We start from the raw sequence: 16,704 nt of genomic DNA, 5'->3' as shown, positions 1-16,704 counted from the left end.
GCACGCGATCTACGAGTCGGCCCGTGAAGAAAGGACAGTGACGCTGTGATCACCCGTTGGACGGAGCTGACCAGGGAACGCTTGACCGACCTCCTGCCGGACTCGCTCGTGGTGCTGCCGGTGGGCGCGGTCGAGCAGCACGGGCCGCACCTGCCCACATGGACCGACGCGCTGCTGGTCACCACCGTGGTGGAGCGGGCACTCGACATCACGTCGGCGCGGACGGTGCTCGCGCCGACGGTGATGACCGGGGCCTCCGACCAGCATCTGCCCTTCGGTGGCACGTTGTCGCTGCGTCCTGAGACGCTGCTGGCCGTGCTGCTGGATCTGGCCAGGAGCGTGGCCGAGTGCGGCGGGCGCAGGCTGGTGCTGGTCAACGGGCACGGCGGCAACCAGGGGGCGTGCACGGACGCGGCCTCGGCGGCAGTGGTGCGTTACGGGCTTTCAACGTGCTCGTGCAGCCGGCCACGTTCTGGCGCGACGTCGACGGTTACGTCGAGGACCCGGCCCGCGCCACAGCGGCCCAGGGGGAGAAGTGGCTGGAGACCGCGATCACCACTCTGGCCGCGCGGCTGTCGGAGCTGGAGCGCGTACTGTGACCAGCCCCTGAGGCGCATCGGCGCCTGTACGGAGGAGCTGCGCCCCCGGCGAAACAACCGCCTTGCCGCCTTCCTCCCGGAGTAGCGTCGCGGCATGCTGATCATTGACAACGTCAAGATCGCGTACGAGGAGGCGGGCCCCCATACCCCGGCGGGCACTGTCGTGCTGATGCATGCGGGGGTGGCCGCCATGCGCATGTGGGACCACCAGTTCCGGGTGCTGTCGGAGCGCTACCGCGTGATCCGCTACGACCAGAGAGGTTGTGGCCGCTCCGGCGACGCCGAGGGCGACGTGTGCCACCACGAGGACCTGCTCGCCGTCATGGACGCGCTGGGGGTCGAGCGGGCGGCGCTGGCGGGCAGCTCGATGGGCGGCGCGTACGCCACCGAGGCCGCCCTGGCCGCCCCGTCCCGCGTGGCCGCGCTCGCCCTGATCGGCTCCGGTCTGGCCGGTCACCAGTGGCCGCGCGAGATGCTCGACCAGGCGCGCGACCGGGTCCACACCTCGGTGCCCGCCGACCGCCTGGCCCGCTACCGCGCGGGCACCTCCGGCCACGTGGACCCGGATGATGTGCGCGCGTATGCCGAGGCCCACACGCTCTGGCAGGTCGCCGGGCCTGACCGCGACCGCGCCGCACTCACCGACGAGGTGTGGTCGGCCGCCGTCGAAATGTGCCGCCTGGTGTTCGAACGCTCCTGGATCGGCCCCCGCTCCACCGAACGCTTCCTCACCCCGCCGGCCGCCACCCGCCTGCCCGAGATCACAGCTCCCACCCTGGTGATCAATGGTCTGTCGGACGTGCCCGCCATCCAGGAGGTCTCGACATTGCTCGCGACGGGCATCCGCGGCGCCCGCCGCGTCGACCTCCAGGAAACCGGCCACCTGCCACCGCTGCAACGACCGGACGACGTCACCCGCGCCCTGACGACGTTCCTCGCCGAGCTCCCCACCCTCTGACGGCACCGGTCCTTCCGCCGGGCTACCGGCCGGTGATCTCGTGGCCGGCGGCCCGCAAGGCGGCGACCACGCGGTCGCGCTGTGGCTCGGGCGCCAGGACCAGATCGGCTTGGTAGGTGGAGGCGACGAAGACCGGCACCTCGGACTCGGCGAGGGGCTGGACAACAGATGCCAGAAGACCGGGGACATCCAGGCCGTGTCCCGCGTCGGCGTCATAGATGCCGATCCAGCGGTCCGCCGTGGCGGTCTGCCCGGAGGCCTCCCTGATCACGGTCAGCCCCTCGGACGTGCGCACGAGTGCGTGCCAGGAGTCGTCACGGGGATGACGACGATCCGCGAGATGTTCGATGGTGAACACCGTCGGCAGGACCGTCAGACGCAGCGTGGGCCGGGCCGGGCGGCGCACGGTCAAACCCTCAGGAAAATCGTTTGTCACCCGCCGATTCTTCCAGCCCGCACCTGAGATCCACTCGTCGAACTGCCGGCAGACCCCCGGCTCCAGCACGTGGTCGCCTCGGGGAGAGCGGACGGCCCCGCCGTCCGGCTGTACGCCGCCCTGCACAGACTGCCCGGCCACGTCCACCAGCCGGCCAGTCGTCATGATCAATAGCCGGCGAGCTTCTCTGACGGCTGCAACACACAGAACTCGTTGTCGTCGGGGTCAATGAGCACATGCCAAGCCCAGCCGTCTTCCTCGACCGGATCGTTGGTTACGCGCCGCCCTCCCAAGGCCACCAGCCTGGCCACCTCCGCCTCCAGGTCAGGTACCCGCAGATCCAGATGCACCCGGTTCTTGGTCACCTTCGGCTCCGGAACCTGCTGCAACAGCAGCTCGACGCCGTTCCCTCCCGGGGGTAGGAGCCGCCGATAGCGCCCGGTCGAGCTTGACTCAGCGGTGTAGCCGAGTGCTCCGCACCAGAACGCCGCGGATCGGTCCAGATCGGCGCAGTCCAGGACTACCACCAGGACAACATCATCTCGCCCGCCGAACCGAGCCGGTCCACCATCCATAGCGGCACGCTACGCCTGGACGTAGTGAGAACGGACAGCCACCCGATCACTCTTTGCCATCAGATGAGAACTCGCGACTCCATCCTCGGCGAGTCGTCTTGGCCGGGGGCAGCGCCCTCGTGGTCCGGTATCGCACGTGGCAGCCCAGGAAGGATCCGTCATCGTGCGTCGCGGATCCCGAGAATGTATGTCGCGGTCAGCGCGACGGCCCGGTCGTGGTCATGTGACAGATCCGCGAGGGCTCGTGAGGCTGTGGTTCCCGGGATGTCCGCGAGCGCCTGTGTCAGCCGTCGCCGCGCAGACGCTTCGACGCCGCTGTGGGTGAGGCGGTCAACGAGGCCGGTAGCGATCTGATCCGCCAGCGCGGGACGACTCGCCAGCGCGCTCAGGGCGTCGGCCGCGTCGACGTCGTTCGTCCCCTCGACGACGATGTCGATGAGCGTCGGGATCGCGCCGGCCACTCCCCGTGACCCGAGCGCCAGAGCCGCGTACCTGCGGACCGCGACGTCGGGGTCCGTGAGCGAGCCCCGCAGCAGTGTGGTCGCCGCATCGTCCGGGATCTCGGCGATGGACTGGACGGCACGCGTGCGCACCTCGGCCACTGGCGAGCCGAGCCCCTCCGCCAGCAGCGTCAAGCCGTCATCGCCCGATTGCGCCAAAGCCCAGCGAAGGGCTCCGGCGACGTTCGGGTCCGTCTCGCTCAGTGCCGCCTCGACCAGTGCCTCCACCGGCATCGGCGCCTCTTCGACCGAGGACAAGGCCGCGCGCTGGCGTCTGCCGGCGCTCTTCGACCCCAGCGCCTGCAGGAGCGCGACGATCTGGAGGACGTCCTCCCAGCCGGCGGGTTCTACGGCGTCGATCCGGCGCAGTCGCGTGAGCAGCTCCGTCTCAGCCGCGATGCGTTCTCGCGTCTGGCGGATGAGGTCGTCGACGAGCTCAGAGGGCGCGAAGCCGGGATCATCGAGCGCGCGACTGACGTCACGCAGCGACAGCCCCAATGAGCGCAGGCTCTCGATCTGGAAGATCCGCCGGATGTCCTCGCCGGAGTACTCGCGATAGCCCGCGCCGGTACGACCCGTCGGCCGCACCAGGCCGAGCGAGTCGTAATGCCTGAGCATGCGGGCGCTGACCCCGGACCGTCGTGCCACATCACCGATCAACACTGCCCATCACTCCTCCTTGCCGCTGCCGCCGAGGGCTACGACGCGCTTGGCCTCCTCGATCGCGAACTCGAATCCGGTATCCGGGTCGCTCAACAGCCGTTCGGTGGCGATCGCGTGGGCGCGCACGCGCGGGTCGAGATGCGTCATCGCGGCGCTCAGCGTGGGCACGATCACCTCACCGAGCGCGACCAGCGCCCGGCTGAGGCTCAGCTGCGTCTCACGTTCGCCACGCCCGAGCTGCGTCGACAACACCGCGGCCAACTCGTGCTCCTCCCCTTCGGGCACGAGCACGACCGCTGCCCGCCACGCGCTCCGCGCCACCTCATCATCGGCGTCGGACAGAAGCGCCGGTGTGATCGCCGGCCACGCTCGCCGATCCCCGATCTTGGACAGCGTGTGCAGCGCCTGGCTTCGTGCCTGCGCACGCTCCGAGCGGAGCTCCTTGAGCAGCTCCGGAACCGTCATGGATGCCGGATGGCGGGTGAGTGCCCAGGTCAGCATATCGCGTACATGGAATTCGGGTTCGATCGCGCATCGTTCGATGAGCTTGCCGATGAAGCGCGGATCAGGCGTCGTGCCGACCGCCATCGCCGCCCGCAGCCGCACTGACGAGTGGCTGTCCGCCAGCCCCTCGAAAGCTCGGATCGTATCCGTGTCCTGCTTCTGCATGGTCATCGGGACCACCTCCTGGGCAACAGTGAAGACCTTGTCACCGTGTCAAGGTCAAGCCGCGGCTCAGAGGATGCGGGGAGGTCAGGCGGTGAGGGCGGCCATGAGCTCGTCCCGGCCGCGGGCGCCGGTTTGCGGAACACCGCCCTCAGGTGGTCGTTGACCGTGTGCGGCGACACGTCCAGCCGTCGGGCGATCTGTTTGGGGGCGGCGCCGCCGTACAGGAGCTCGATCACCGCGCGCTCGCGGGCCGTGATGCCGTACCAGTCACAGAACGACGGCAGCAGCAGCCCGCCGGTCGCCGCCTGGATGTGCCCAGCGGCGCCACAATTACTCCGGAGGGTAGTTGTTCCAGAACGGAAGGTATCCCGAGGAATGACGGTGCGCGACTACTCGTCGGCGACCACGACGTCGTCGATGTTGAGCCCATCGCCGACACTGCCGCTGGCGCCTTGCAGTCATGCGTGCGGTGAAACGGTCAGGACGGACGTGACCACGTCGTGTTCGGAGGTGTGGGCATCGGTCGTGGTCAGCCCGCACCCCAGATCGGCTGGTCGGGATCGGCCGGGGGCAGCTTCGACAGGATGGCGGCCACGCTGTCCCAGTCGGCCACCTCGACGTTGTCGGTCATGAGGCGCAGGCGTTCGGCGATCTCGTGGTGCGCGTCGAGGAGCACCTCGATGCCTTCGATGATCTGACCGGTGACCGCCTCGTAACCGCTGGCGCCGCCCTGGCCCTTGAAGAACGTCGTGCCCTCCGTGGTGCCGCCCCAGAAGTCGCCGATGGCGTTCAGGTCCGCGGCGGCCTCGGCGACGAACTTGGCCAGGTCACCCCTTTCGAGGTCGAACGCGGCCGCCGCCGAGCGGATCTGTGTTTTGTCGAACTCCATGCCGTTCTCAGCCCCCCGCAGGCTTGTGAGCCATGGTGAAGTACAGAAGCACGCGGCCCAGGGTCTGCTTCCAGGTGGGGATGAGCTCCTCGCCCGACTCCCCGTTCATGGCGTCGTACGAGGGGCCGTATCCGACCGACCCGCCGGCCAGGCGGCTCAGGAAATACTGGACGTCCACGTTCGAGGTCACCTTCCTGGCCAGGGGCGCGGCCGCGTCGAACGCCCCGTAGAAGGCGACCGAGGCGGCGAACTCCTTCAGCGCCTGGTTGGCGTTCTCCCCGAGCGAGCCGGGGTCCTCGCCGCGCGCCGCTTTGACCCCCGCCACGACCGCCACGTCGCCCACGGCGAAGAAGGCGCTGCCGATCGTGTACTCCGTCAGCTTGCTCAGCACGATCTTGGCGATGCTGTGTTCCAGCAGCTTCGCCAGCAGCCGGGCCTGCGCCCGCCGGATGAGGATCTGCGTGATCTGGTACGCCGCCCCCGCCTGCCAGGGGAAGGTGGTGATGAAGACGAAACTGGCGAGGTTCGCCAGGGCCAGCGTCCAGTACGCGTCCCGGGCCACCTTGATCGTTTCGGCGAAGTCCAGGCAGGCGGCGCTGTTGTCACGGCACCGCCTGGCGAGCCTGGCGGCGTACCCGTTCTCCTCGGCCTGTGGGTACAGCCCGGCGGTGACCGCGGACTTGAACGCCTCCACCCCGCCCCCCTCGTTCCTGCGCCACACCGACTGAGCGGCCGGGTACGTGTGGCCGGGGCTCTGCTGGATGCGGTCGGCCAGGCGGGCCCAGACGGCAGCGGCCTGGCGCGCCTTGTCCGGATCGCCCTCGGGGTAGTCGACGGCCAGCATCTCGAACACGAAGGCGGCGATGCCGAGCGTGCCGACGCCGTAGATGCTCGCGCGGCCGGGGCTGATCCTCAACGCCGCCGGGTTCCGTCCGTACGGTCGTCGTCCAGCAGCGTGCCGGCGATGAACGGCGCCACCAGATCGCCGGCTTCGTGCTCGGCATCGCGCGCCGCCCGTGCGGAGGCCTCCATGATCGCGGCCGCGAGCTGGTCGGAGCTGAGCCGCATGGCGCGCGGATCGATCGTGATCCCGGCGAGCGCCCCGGTCTGCGTCACGTTCACCACGACCCGCCCGTCGGCCGCCTCGCCCCGGCCCTCGACGGAGGCGATCCGGTCGCGCAGCTCCTCCAGCGCCGCCAGATCCTGCTGGAAGCCTTGAAGGAGCCTGCCCAGCTCCTGGTCGCCGGCGGTGGTGAACGGATCTGTCGGCAATGTCATCCCGCCTCTTGAGTCATCCCTCGCGAACTCAACACTATATATCCGTAAAACAGGCAGGTAATAGGGGTTAATGAGGGCCGCCCCTTGCCGGCCGTCCAGGGTGTCGCTGAGCGGGGCTGCCGAGCCCCGCTCAGCGACAGGAGTGAGAACTCACTTCTTGAAGGTGTCCCTGACCTTCTTGCCGGCGTCCTTGACCTTCTCCCCGGCCTGCTTCAGACCGCCCTTGGTCTGGTCGGCACGGCCTTCTGCCTGCAGTTCCTCATCGTCGGTGGCGTCACCGACGTTCTCCTTCGCCCTCCCCTTGAGCTCCTGGGCCTTGTTACGGATCTTGTCGTTGGCGCTCATATCCATGTCCCTCTGGTCGTCGTGTACCCGCAAGCCTTAGTACTTTCCGACCAGGAGGAACGAAACGTGGTTCCGGTCAGACGGCTCAGCGTGCCGGTGTGCCGTACACGCTGACCTCGGTGAGGTGGAACGACAGGTTCGCCGTGTTGTGCGTGCCGACCACCCGGACGTACCGGGCCCTGGCCTCGGTGGTCATCGTGTCCCCGGCGTCGGTCGCGGCGCGGGGACCCCGGCGGCCTCCGAGGGTGTACCAGGTGACACCGTCGAGGCTGCCCTCCAGCCGGTACTCGTAGTAGCGCCCGCCCCCGACGTAGTTGCGCACGTTGACGCGTGAGATGTCGTCGATTGCCCCGAGGTCGACACTCCACCAGGTGGTGTCCCAGGTCATCTGGCTGGCGAAGTACGGTGAGTTGGCCCGGTTGCCGTCGTTGGCGTACCCGGGGCCGCGGTTCGGCTCCGAACTCAGCGCCGTGACCGGTTTGCGGAGGCTCTGCAGCGTGTCACCCGAGCCGTCGCGCGCGGTGGACGGGGCCGGCGCGGGTTCGGTCAGCACGGCGATCGCCTGCCGGCCGGTGTGCCGGTTGGCCGCGCTGACGAACAGCCCGGCGTCGAGCGCCGTGTCGGCGCCCGGTACGGCGGCCGACCCGATCACCGCCCAGTTGGCGCCGTCGCTGCTGCAGGAGGCGGTGAGCCGGTCGCCGGACCTGCCGATGCGCACGTGTACGGGCGGCGCGAACCCGCCCACCTCCGCGTTCGCGTCGAGCTGACCGTTGCCGTCGGAGTCCCAGCTGAAGACGCAGCCGTGACCGGGAGTGAGGGCGATGTTGGCGTACCCGGCCGAGCCTGAGGTGCCCAGGTCGCCGCTCACCACCAGCCCGGACCGGGTGTAGTCGGACGCGCCGTCCTGCCGGAGCACCGTGCTCTCGACCTGCTGCCCGTCGGCCAGGGCGTGCGTGCGGTAGGCGGTGGCCAGCTCGTTGGTCTCCCGCCACAGGTCCGCGCCACCCGCCGCGATCGCGATCCCGTCGCCGGTGGCGGCGAACTCGGCCTGCGTGTTGCTCGTCGTCCGGTACGACGAGGGCACGGCTCCGGCGATCAGCAGCTGGGCCGAGGCCGTGTCGCGCCGGCCGGCGTCCGCCGAGGTGACCTTCAGCTCCGGGGTCGTGCCCGGGGCCTCGGAGGCCGGCACGGTGACCGTCCACGTCACGGTGAGCCGGTCGCCCGGGGCGATGCGGTCGGCGCGGTCCGGGGAGGTCGCCCGCACCCGGTATCCCCGCGGGGCGTCGAGCCGGAGCGTCACCCGGCCGGTGGGCCGCAACGTGTTGTCGTTGGTGAACACGGCCGTGACCTGCACGGTCTCACCCGGCTTGACCCCCTTGCGGTCGATCTCGACGCTCACCGCGCCGTCCGGCAGTCCGGCCACTTCGGCCGCCTCGGTGTAGGCGTCGCCACGTGGCTCGGAGGCGAGCTTGGTGCCGGCCTTGGCCCAGTCCTGGGCGACGGCCCGCCAGTCGATCGGCTCGGGGTAGTCGGCGCCCGAGCGCAGCGCGGCCTTCAGGCTGTCGAAGAACAGCTGCCACCGCTTCGCGTAGTACTGCCCGACGAGGCCGTTCATCTCCCTGCGGGCGTAGTCCTGCAGGTCGGAGTCGGCGGACCAGAGCGTCACCAGCGACTTGAGGTTGTAGTCCAGGGTCGCCGCCTCGGCGGGGGTGGCGGCCTGCCGGCGGCTCTCCTTCTGCCACGTGCCGAGCAGGAAGTGCTCGTCGGTGCCCAGCAGCCGGTCCATCAGCCGGATCTCGTCCATCCACTGGCCGGTGAGGCGCTCGAAGCGGTCGAGATCCTTGGCGCGGTAGGCGGCGCGGATCTCGGGCAGTCGCAGCCGGCTGTGGTTGGCCAGCACCTGCCGGGCGACGTCCACGAGGTCGTAGCGGTAGGCGCCGTTACCGCGCAGGCGCCGGTCGACCTGGAGCAGTTCGTCCAGCGCCTTGTCGAAGGCGGCGATGTCGTACTGCAGGGGGTAGCCGGTGTTCGCCAGGCCGGGCTGGTCGTCGTACAGGCCGGTGACGTGCCGGGTGTCGGCGGTGGCGGGCCAGCTGTAGACGGTGTCGAGGAGGATCCGCCAGGCCGCCTTGGCGTGCGGGTCGCCGCCGCCGTACCGGGCGGTGGCATAGTCGTCGAACCACTGGTCCATGTCGGCCCGGCCGTCCTGCCACGGCAGGTCGGTGAAGAACGCGAGCGCGGCCGGGTTGTTGTCGATCGCCTCCGGCATCAGCGCGATGCCGTTCATCGCCGTGCCCGCCTTGTCGCGCCAGGCGTGGAACTTCTCGTTCCACACCGTCAGCCGGGCGCCGAGGTTGACGTGGCCGCCGAAGTTCCAGATGGTGCCGAACGCGTACCCGGTGCCGAGGAAGTCCTTGTCCCGGTCAGTGGTGCCGGACTCCTCGCTGATGCCGTCGACGATGAACATCTTGCTGCGGTCGATGGCCTGGAGCGTCGCCGGCAGCGGGTTGCTCTGCCATCCCAGGATCGTCCAGATCGCGTCGGGGTGGGCGGTGTTCAGGGCTCGCTGCACCGCCTGTGAGGCCTGCGCGACGTTGACCGTGCCGGGCGTGCCGCCCTCGTGCAGCAGGTCCATCTTGTACATGGTGCTGGGGCCGAACAACTCGGTCTGCACCCGGTAGAACGCGGCCGCGACGCGCTCGAAGATCGGGCCTGTCGGGTCGAGCCAGTGGGGGCGTTCGAGCTTGTTCCAGGTGCCCTGCGGGACGGTGTTGGCCTCCGGATTGTGTTGCTTGAAGTCGGTCGGCACGGTGCCGAAGTAGCCGGGCAGCACGGGAACCATGCCCAGCGAACGCAGGCGGTCGGCCATCTTGCGGCCGAGTTCGGCCCGCTGGTCGATGAGCTGCTGGGAGATGGGGCCGTCGGTGCAGCACATGTTCTGCAGCAGCCACCAGGCCTGGTGGCCCGGCTGCGGGATCCACGCGCGCATCTGCTCGTCCGTGTAGCCGAACTCCATGAAGGTGCGCTGGTAGACCGCCTCCTGGCCCTCGTAGACGAGCACCTCGTTGATTCCGTGCAGCGCGAGGACGTCGATCCGCCGCTGCCACTCCTGCCAGCTCAGATACGGTCCCGCGTAGCCCTGGTTGGTGTCGTTGAGCGCGAAGCGGTGATCCACCGAGGAGTCCTCGGCGAGGGGAGCCGCGGGCAGGGGGAGGCGCTGGGGCAGGTCGGTCTGAGAGCCGTTGATCGCGATGTCGGCGTGCGCCACCCGGCGCAGGTAGTAGCCGAAGCCGGTGAGCTGAACCGCGGGTGTCGTGCCGGCGACGACGAGGCGGCCCCGCTCGGCGTACACCTCGAACCGGTCCCGTCCCGCGCCCTTGTCGATCGCGCGCAAGGTGACCTGCCTGGCGCGTGCGGCGCCGATCAGCCGTTCCAGGGCCTGCGCCGCCGGGCCGTCGAGGCGGGTGGGCGCCGGCTGCGAGGGCGTGCCGGCCGCCGCCACGGGCTGGGCGACGAACGGGGCGGCGAGCATCGTGAGCAGGACGGCGAGCGCCGCCAGGCACGGCCGTAACCGGAGGGCGGGACTCTGCGGGGCGCGGGGCATGGGGACGGCCACCTCCGAGGGGGCGAGCAAAGTCCATTAAGTAAAGGACTTTTCGTAAGATCGCTGCGAAAATATACTCAGCTGCGAGCGACCGAAGGTCAAGATCTCGCGGCAGATGTTTCATGAAACGGACAGCGAGGGGCGTGGATGCAGGCAGAACGGCCGCCGGGCACGCCGGTGCTGCGGAGGATGAACCGGGCCGCGGTGCTCGACGCGGTCCGGCGGCGCGCGCCCGAGCCCGTACGGGTGGCCGAACTCGCCCGGCTGACCGAGCTCACCCGCCCGACGGTCGCCCAGGCCGTGGAGGACCTGCTGGCCTCCGGCTGGCTGCGGCAGCACGCGCCGCGGCCTGCCACGGTGGGCAGACCGGCGACGCGGTTCTCGCTGAACGGCCGGGCGGCACCCGTACTGGGCCTGGACGTCGGCCCGCACACCGTGACGGCGGGCATCGCCGACCTGACCGGTGAGCGCCTCGCCGTGGTTCGCCGGGCGGTCGGCCACCGTGACGCCCAGCACCTGCTCAAGGCGGTGGACGAGGCGGCGGGCGAAGCCCTGGCGACCGCCGGCCTGGCCGCCGAGCAGGTCATGGCCGTCACCGCGGCGACCCCGGGCATCGTCGAGGAGGGCACCGGCCGCGTGTTGTTCGCCCCGAGCGTGCCGGGCTGGTCGGAGATCGACCTCGCGGGCCGCCTGCGGGACCGTTTCCAGTGTGCGGTCACGGTGGAGAACGACGCCAACCTCGCCGCGCTGGCGGCCGCCCGCCGGCACGCCGGCGCGGGCACCCTGCTCGCGGTTCAGTGGGGCGAGCGGCTCGGGGCCGGCGTCGTCATCGACGGGCGCCTGCACCGGGGCGCGGGCCAGGCCGGTGAGATCGGGTTCATCCGCCCGTCCGCCACCCCCCTCGACACGGCCGGGGACGGTCGTGGGCCGCTGGAGCGCGCGATCGGCGCCGAGGCGATCGTCGAGCTCGCCCGCCGTCACGCCGCGGAGCATCCGGGATCCGATTTCGCCCGTGTGACGGACGCCGCCGCCGTCTTCGCGGCCGCCGCCGCGGGTGACCCCGTCGCCGCCGAGGTCGTCGACCGGGTCGCCGCCGTCTTCGCCGAGGCGGTCGCGCCCGCCGTCCTGGTGCTCTCCCCGCACGCGATCGTGATCGGCGGCGGCATCGCCCGGGCCGGCGCGGTCCTGCTGGAGGCGATCGTCCGGCATCTCGAAGGCCTGACCCTCACCCCGCCGCGCGTGGAGTTGTCGGAGCTGGCCGAGGGCACGGTGCTCACCGGCGCGATCCAGATGGCCCTGGACGAGGTGTGGCGCCACGCCCTGACCGCCTGCTGACCCTCCGGCGGGCAGCCCGGCCTTTTGGTCAGCTGGTCAGCTGGTCAGCTGGTCAGCGCCCTGCTCAGGCGGATTACGGACGATCCGCGCTGAACAGGGCTGCCATCGTGCTCAGGGACAGGTCGGCTCGCCGCTCTGCGCGGGGACGTTCACCCCGCTCCAGGCCGCCTTGATGACGTTGAACTCCACACAGCCGGTGTAGAGCGTCCTGGCTGCCCGCAGCGTGGCCACGCGCGCCTTGGCGTGCGTCCACGGCGCCGTCTTCATGTTCAGGCCGGTCATGAAGATCTGGCCCGCCTTGCGGACGCCGACGCCGGTGATGGCCGCGCCGCCGTCGCACCGGCTGCTGGCCGGCTTTCCGCTCGGGTTCGTGCCCTCGGCCAGCAGGTAGAACCAGTGGTTCTGCGGTCCGGCCGCCGCGTGCACCTCGGTGCCGGGGATGGAGGAGCTGTAGCAGTTCGGGTGACCCAGCGCAGACGGGTTGTACATGTTCCTGATCGCGCCGCGGCCCGACAGGTTGACCTCTTCGCCGACCAGGTAGTCGGGCGGGTCGAGGCTGGCCGGTTCGTTGACGTACGCCTCGGTCAGCGCGCCGAAGATGTCACCCGTCGACTCGTTCAGGCCGCCGGACTCGTTGCCGCTGCCGCCGCTGCCGCCGGAGAACTGGAAGATGCCGTGGCCGAACTCGTGCCCGACGACGTCCATCGAAGTGGCCTGCTGGCTGCTGGCTGAGTTGCGGCCGAAGGAGGCGTACGACCCGTTCCAGAAGGCGTTGGCCTGGTTCAGCCCGACCCTCGCGGGGTAGCCGCGGCCCGAGCCGTTGATGCCGTTGCGACCGAGCCAGTCACGGAGCATGTTCCACTCGCGCTGGGCCGCGAAGAGCGCGTCGACGCAGGCCGTCTCCAGGTTCGTGCCGCTGCCGTTGCCCCAGCTGTCGGTCGACTTGGTGTACACCGCGCCGTTCTGGCCGCCGCACTGGACGCCGGTGCGCGTGGGGTCGCGCATCACGTACGACGGGGAGGTGTCGATGGTGACCGCGCTGCCGTTGTAGAAGCTGTTGCCGGTGCCGTCGACCACCTGGTCCCACTGGTCGATGACCTGGCCGTCACGCGCGTCCACGTACACGTGCACGATGCTGGACTGGTCGTCGGTGGCGGCCACGACCTCCCACGCCAGGCGTGGCGTGGCCGTGGCGGCGTGCACCACGAGAGCCGGCGTGCTGATCGAGGTGGCCTTGGGCGCCACGTTGCGGGCGGTGTCCGCCGCCGCCTGCGCGGCGATCTGCGGCTTGGTGTCCAGCTCGATCTTCGCCTGCTGGCCGGTGTCGATCGTGCTGACGGCCTTGCCGGACTTGCCGGTCGTGACGATGACCTCGCCGCCGAAGACGGGCAGGCCGGCGTGGGTACGCGTGTAGGTGAGGTGCTGTATGCCGTTGACGCCGGCGATGGCCGACGACAGCGAGAAGGCGTCCTGGTCGGCGGCCAGGAGCTGCGTCCGGCTGGAGGCGACGACGCTCTGCGCGGTCGCCACCGCGGCGCCGCGCTCCGAGGGTGAGGGCGGGTCGGCCACCTGGGCGTTCGCGCTTGTGACGCCCGCCGGTGTGGTGATGGCCAGGGCTAACGCGAGTACGGCGGCAGCGCCCAACCTGAGCTTGGGGTTCACGCTCGTTGCTCCTCAAGGGGGGTGGAGTGGACGAGCCCCGGCCGGCTGGGGATGCACTCAGATTCGCACCGCGGATGACCTAAGTGATACCTCCCAATTTGCCCATACCGCCGTGGTATGGATGGTGTCAGCTCAGCAGGGCGCTGTCCCACGACGTCATCGGGGTGGTCCCCGTGGCGTAGGTGTGGAGGGCGAGGGCGATGCCCGCGGCGCCTTCCAGGAAGCCGGGGCGGTCGAGCCGTGGCACAGCCCGGAGTCATGGACGAGCTCGTCGCTCGCCGCGCTCAGCGCACCACGAAGGGCGGCATGCGCGTCGGCGCGCCAGTCCGCGCGGTCCAGCGCGGCGCCGGCCAGATACACCGCACGGGCCGCACCCGCGGCGCCGTAGCACCACGAGTCTCGCCCGCGTTCCGGCGGTTCCCCGCTCTCGATGTGTGCCAGCGAGATCAGGTGCGGCCGGCGAGGGCCGGCCTCGTCGGTCGTGAGCCAGCGGGACAGTCACAGTAGAGACGGGTGGTATGTCGCCGGTATGTCCATCGCCGGGTATTGACAGTCGCCGCGTCGTTGATGACACTTTGGGCGCTAACCGAAACGCCTGTGTGGACAAAAATGTTAGCGCTAACAATCGATGCGGATGTTAGCGCTACCATGTCGCCCCCCAACGGTCACCGCCGGGCACTGCGCTGCCTCGCCGCACACGAAAGGCACACCATGGGTTCCTGGTCTCTGCAGCACTGGCGGCGAACGGCCCTCACCGTCGCCTCCTTCGCGGCGCTCGTCGTCACCGCGCTGGTCGCCGTGCCGGGCACGGCACAGGCGGCCGGCACGTTGTCCTGCGACATCTACGCGAGCGGCGGCACGCCGTGCGTCGCCGCTCACAGCACCACCCGTGCGCTCTTCGGCTCCTACAACGGGGCGCTCTACCAGGTGCGGCGCTGGTCCGACGGTGCGACGGCCAACATCGGCGTGCTCAGCGCCGGCGGTTACGCGAACGCCGCGACCCAGGACTCCTTCTGCTCCGGCACGTACTGCACGATCGTCCGTATCTACGACCAGACCTCGCGCCACAACGACCTCACGATCGCTCCAGGCGGCGGCGCCAATCCCACAGCCGACCAGGGCGCGAACGCGGCGGCTCTGCCCGTGACGGCGGGCGGCCACAAGGTCTACGGCGTCTACATCTCCGCGGGCAACGGTTACCGCAACAACGCGACGAACGGCGTCGCCACCGGCAGCCAGCCCGAGGGCATGTACATGGTGACCGAGGGCACCCACGTCAACAACCGGTGCTGCTTCGACTACGGCAACGCCGAGACCAACAACCTGGACACCGGCAATGGCGACATGGACGCGATCTACTTCGGCACGCTGTGCTGGTTCGCACCGTGCGCGGGCGGACCGCGCGTCGCGGCCGACCTCGAGAACGGGTTGTTCGCCGGCGGCAACGGCTCCTGGACCGCGAACACCGGCCGCGGCTCCGCGTTCGTGACGGCGGTGCTGAAGAACAACGGCACCTCGACGTACGCCATCAAGGACGGCAACGCGCAGTCCGGCAGCCTGGCGACGCGGTACAACGGGGCGCTGCCGACCCAGGCGGGCTACCGCCCGATGACCAAGCAGGGCGCGATCATCCTCGGCATCGGCGGCGACAACAGCAACGGCTCCGTCGGATCGTTCTTCGAAGGCGTCATGACCAGCGGCTATCCGAGCGACGCCACGGAGAACGCGGTGCAGGCCAACGTCGTCTCCGTCGGCTACGGCAAGAGCGTCACCTTCCCCGTGAACGGGGCCACCTACCGGCTCACGAACCTCACAAGCGGCAAGGTACTCGACGCCGTCAACTGCGGCACGGCCAACGGCACGCAGGTCGACCAGTGGCAGGCGCTCGGCAACACGTGCCAGCAGTGGCGCTTCAACAGCGTCGGTGCGAACAAGTGGACGATCACCAACGTCAACGCCGGCAAGGTGCTCGACGCGGTCAACTGCGGACAGGCCCTTGGCACGGCCGTCAACCTGTGGACGTCGCTCGGCAACACGTGCCAGCAGTGGGCGGTCATCCCCGCGGGCAACGGCCGGTACGAGCTCGTGGTCGAGAACAGCGGCATGGTGCTCGACGACGAGAACTGCGGCACGGCGAACGGCACGCCGGCCCGGCTGTGGATGTGGCTCAACAACCCCTGCCAGCTCTGGTCGATCGCACCGTAGGACACCGGTTGGGCACGGCCGAACTGCCATGATGGTCTCCTTTTCCGATGAGAAGGAGAGACGATCGTGCGCGTTGCTCTGGCCGGGCTCGCCACCAGCCACCCGTACGCTGACGCCCGCACCCTGGCCCGGCACGCCGAGCTGGTGGTGTGGGAGCCGGACCAGGAACGGTTGCGTCGCTTCACCGAGGAGCATCCGGGGGCCAAGGTGGCGGCCGGCCTCGGTGAGGCGCTGGCCACCGGCCCCGACGGCGTGGTGCTGACCGTGCCCAACCCGCAGGTGCCCGGGGCGCTGGCGCAGGTGCTGGACACCGGTGTGCCGTGTTTCCTGAACAAGCCGGCCGCCGCCTCCCGGGCCCAGCTTGACGCGCTCGACCGGCTGGCGATCCACGAGCGGGTGTTGTCGAGCTCGGTGCTGCGCTTCGCCCCCGCCTTCGCGGGGGTCCGGGTGGATCCGGAGGAGTTGCTGGCCGTGCGGGCGACCGTACGGCATGACGTGGGACTTTGGGACACCGGCTACAACGCCTGGCAGGACACGCCGGGCGAGGGCGGCGGGACCCTGGTGACGATGGGCGTCCACGGCGTGGAGCTGCTGGTGGCCCTGCTCGGCCCCGACGTGCGGCTGGCAGGGGCCGCGGGGGCCAGCCGGCACTACCGGAACCTGCGCTCGGAGGACACCGGCGTCATGGCGCTGAGGTGGGGGAACGGCGTCACGGGGACGGTCGAGATCCTCGGCGTCTCGGAAGGCGAGTCCTACACCGTCACCCTGCACAGACGCGACGGCTCGGAGACCATCGCGATCGAGGGTGGCGACGACCCGCTCAAGGGGCTCGGGTACGAGGGGACGATCGACGCGTTCCTCTCGATGCTCGGCGGCGCGCCCAGTCCGGTGCCGTGGGAGCAGACCAGGGCCATCCTGGAGGTGCTGGTCCAGGCCCGCGAGAGCGCCTGACCCCAGCCGGCCGTTGGCAGCCGGGTCGGCTGGTC

At 70.2% G+C, this 16,704-nt stretch carries 16 protein-coding genes and 1 pseudogene; 5 read left to right on the top strand and 12 right to left on the bottom strand.

The window, feature by feature from the left end; translation table 11 throughout:
• The first annotated feature begins 45 nt into the window (after positions 1–45).
• Both ACFPZ3_RS20575 and ACFPZ3_RS20570 read left to right on the top strand, forming a co-directional pair.
• The gene (locus tag ACFPZ3_RS20575; RefSeq protein ID WP_379515784.1) at positions 46–684 is read left to right on the top strand and encodes a creatininase family protein; all 639 of its coding nucleotides are present in this window, start codon (positions 46–48) and stop codon (positions 682–684) included.
• Positions 685–693: 9 nt separating this feature from the next.
• A complete protein-coding gene (locus ACFPZ3_RS20570; protein ID WP_379515783.1) occupies positions 694–1,557 on the top strand; it encodes an alpha/beta fold hydrolase in 864 nt (287 codons plus the stop codon).
• A gap of 22 nt (positions 1,558–1,579) precedes the next feature.
• On the opposite strand, the gene ACFPZ3_RS20565 is transcribed toward ACFPZ3_RS20570, so the two are convergent.
• From ACFPZ3_RS20565 to ACFPZ3_RS20520, 10 genes are all read right to left on the bottom strand, one after another.
• A complete protein-coding gene (locus ACFPZ3_RS20565; protein WP_379515782.1) occupies positions 1,580–2,158 on the bottom strand; it encodes an ACT domain-containing protein in 579 nt (192 codons plus the stop codon).
• A 2-nt stretch (positions 2,159–2,160) separates the two neighbouring features.
• Positions 2,161–2,520, bottom strand: a complete 360-nt coding sequence (locus ACFPZ3_RS20560; RefSeq protein WP_379515781.1) for a VOC family protein — start codon at positions 2,518–2,520, stop codon at positions 2,161–2,163.
• A 206-nt stretch (positions 2,521–2,726) separates the two neighbouring features.
• Positions 2,727–3,731, bottom strand: coding sequence for a HEAT repeat domain-containing protein (locus ACFPZ3_RS20555; RefSeq protein WP_379515780.1), 1,005 nt, complete (start codon positions 3,729–3,731; stop codon positions 2,727–2,729).
• A 6-nt stretch (positions 3,732–3,737) separates the two neighbouring features.
• The gene (locus tag ACFPZ3_RS20550; protein ID WP_379515779.1) at positions 3,738–4,406 is read right to left on the bottom strand and encodes a HEAT repeat domain-containing protein; all 669 of its coding nucleotides are present in this window, start codon (positions 4,404–4,406) and stop codon (positions 3,738–3,740) included.
• Positions 4,403–4,657, bottom strand: a complete 255-nt coding sequence (locus tag ACFPZ3_RS20545; RefSeq protein WP_465263561.1) for a response regulator transcription factor — start codon at positions 4,655–4,657, stop codon at positions 4,403–4,405. Before ACFPZ3_RS20545 ends, ACFPZ3_RS20550 begins: the two co-directional genes overlap by 4 nt.
• A 272-nt stretch (positions 4,658–4,929) precedes the next feature.
• Positions 4,930–5,289: a hypothetical protein gene (locus ACFPZ3_RS20540; RefSeq protein ID WP_379515777.1), complete on the bottom strand. Its 360-nt coding sequence runs from the start codon at positions 5,287–5,289 to the stop codon at positions 4,930–4,932.
• 7 nt (positions 5,290–5,296) lie between these two features.
• Positions 5,297–6,205, bottom strand: a complete 909-nt coding sequence (locus ACFPZ3_RS20535; RefSeq protein ID WP_379515776.1) for a WXG100-like domain-containing protein — start codon at positions 6,203–6,205, stop codon at positions 5,297–5,299.
• A complete protein-coding gene (locus ACFPZ3_RS20530) occupies positions 6,202–6,567 on the bottom strand; it encodes a YbaB/EbfC family nucleoid-associated protein (protein WP_379515775.1) in 366 nt (121 codons plus the stop codon). The genes ACFPZ3_RS20535 and ACFPZ3_RS20530 overlap by 4 nt, the downstream gene beginning before the upstream one ends.
• Positions 6,568–6,717: 150 nt before the next feature.
• Complete coding sequence (locus tag ACFPZ3_RS20525; RefSeq protein WP_379515774.1) at positions 6,718–6,912, bottom strand: CsbD family protein; 195 nt, start codon at positions 6,910–6,912, stop codon at positions 6,718–6,720.
• Between the two features lie 85 nt (positions 6,913–6,997).
• The gene (locus ACFPZ3_RS20520) at positions 6,998–10,516 is read right to left on the bottom strand and encodes an alpha-N-acetylglucosaminidase TIM-barrel domain-containing protein (protein WP_379515773.1); all 3,519 of its coding nucleotides are present in this window, start codon (positions 10,514–10,516) and stop codon (positions 6,998–7,000) included.
• 147 nt (positions 10,517–10,663) lie between these two features.
• On the opposite strand from ACFPZ3_RS20520, the gene ACFPZ3_RS20515 reads away from it, so the two are divergent.
• On the top strand, positions 10,664–11,851 hold the full coding sequence (locus ACFPZ3_RS20515; RefSeq protein WP_379515772.1) for an ROK family transcriptional regulator: 1,188 nt from the start codon (positions 10,664–10,666) through the stop codon (positions 11,849–11,851).
• A gap of 111 nt (positions 11,852–11,962) precedes the next feature.
• Here ACFPZ3_RS20515 and ACFPZ3_RS20510 read toward each other — a convergent pair whose 3' ends face one another.
• Both ACFPZ3_RS20510 and ACFPZ3_RS20505 read right to left on the bottom strand, forming a co-directional pair.
• Positions 11,963–13,513: a M4 family metallopeptidase gene (locus ACFPZ3_RS20510; protein WP_379515771.1), complete on the bottom strand. Its 1,551-nt coding sequence runs from the start codon at positions 13,511–13,513 to the stop codon at positions 11,963–11,965.
• Between the two features lie 294 nt (positions 13,514–13,807).
• Positions 13,808–13,873: pseudogene (locus ACFPZ3_RS20505) on the bottom strand (hypothetical protein); the annotation flags it as partial.
• A 351-nt stretch (positions 13,874–14,224) separates the two neighbouring features.
• Between ACFPZ3_RS20505 and ACFPZ3_RS20500 the strand changes: the two are divergent.
• Complete coding sequence (locus ACFPZ3_RS20500) at positions 14,225–15,718, top strand: arabinofuranosidase catalytic domain-containing protein (RefSeq protein ID WP_379515770.1); 1,494 nt, start codon at positions 14,225–14,227, stop codon at positions 15,716–15,718.
• A gap of 66 nt (positions 15,719–15,784) precedes the next feature.
• Positions 15,785–16,669, top strand: coding sequence for a Gfo/Idh/MocA family protein (locus ACFPZ3_RS20495; protein WP_379515769.1), 885 nt, complete (start codon positions 15,785–15,787; stop codon positions 16,667–16,669).
• Positions 16,670–16,704: the final 35 nt, after the last annotated feature.

This window comes from Nonomuraea insulae (assembly GCF_042656245.1).
This window is presented reverse-complemented; position numbering and strand designations above follow the sequence as displayed.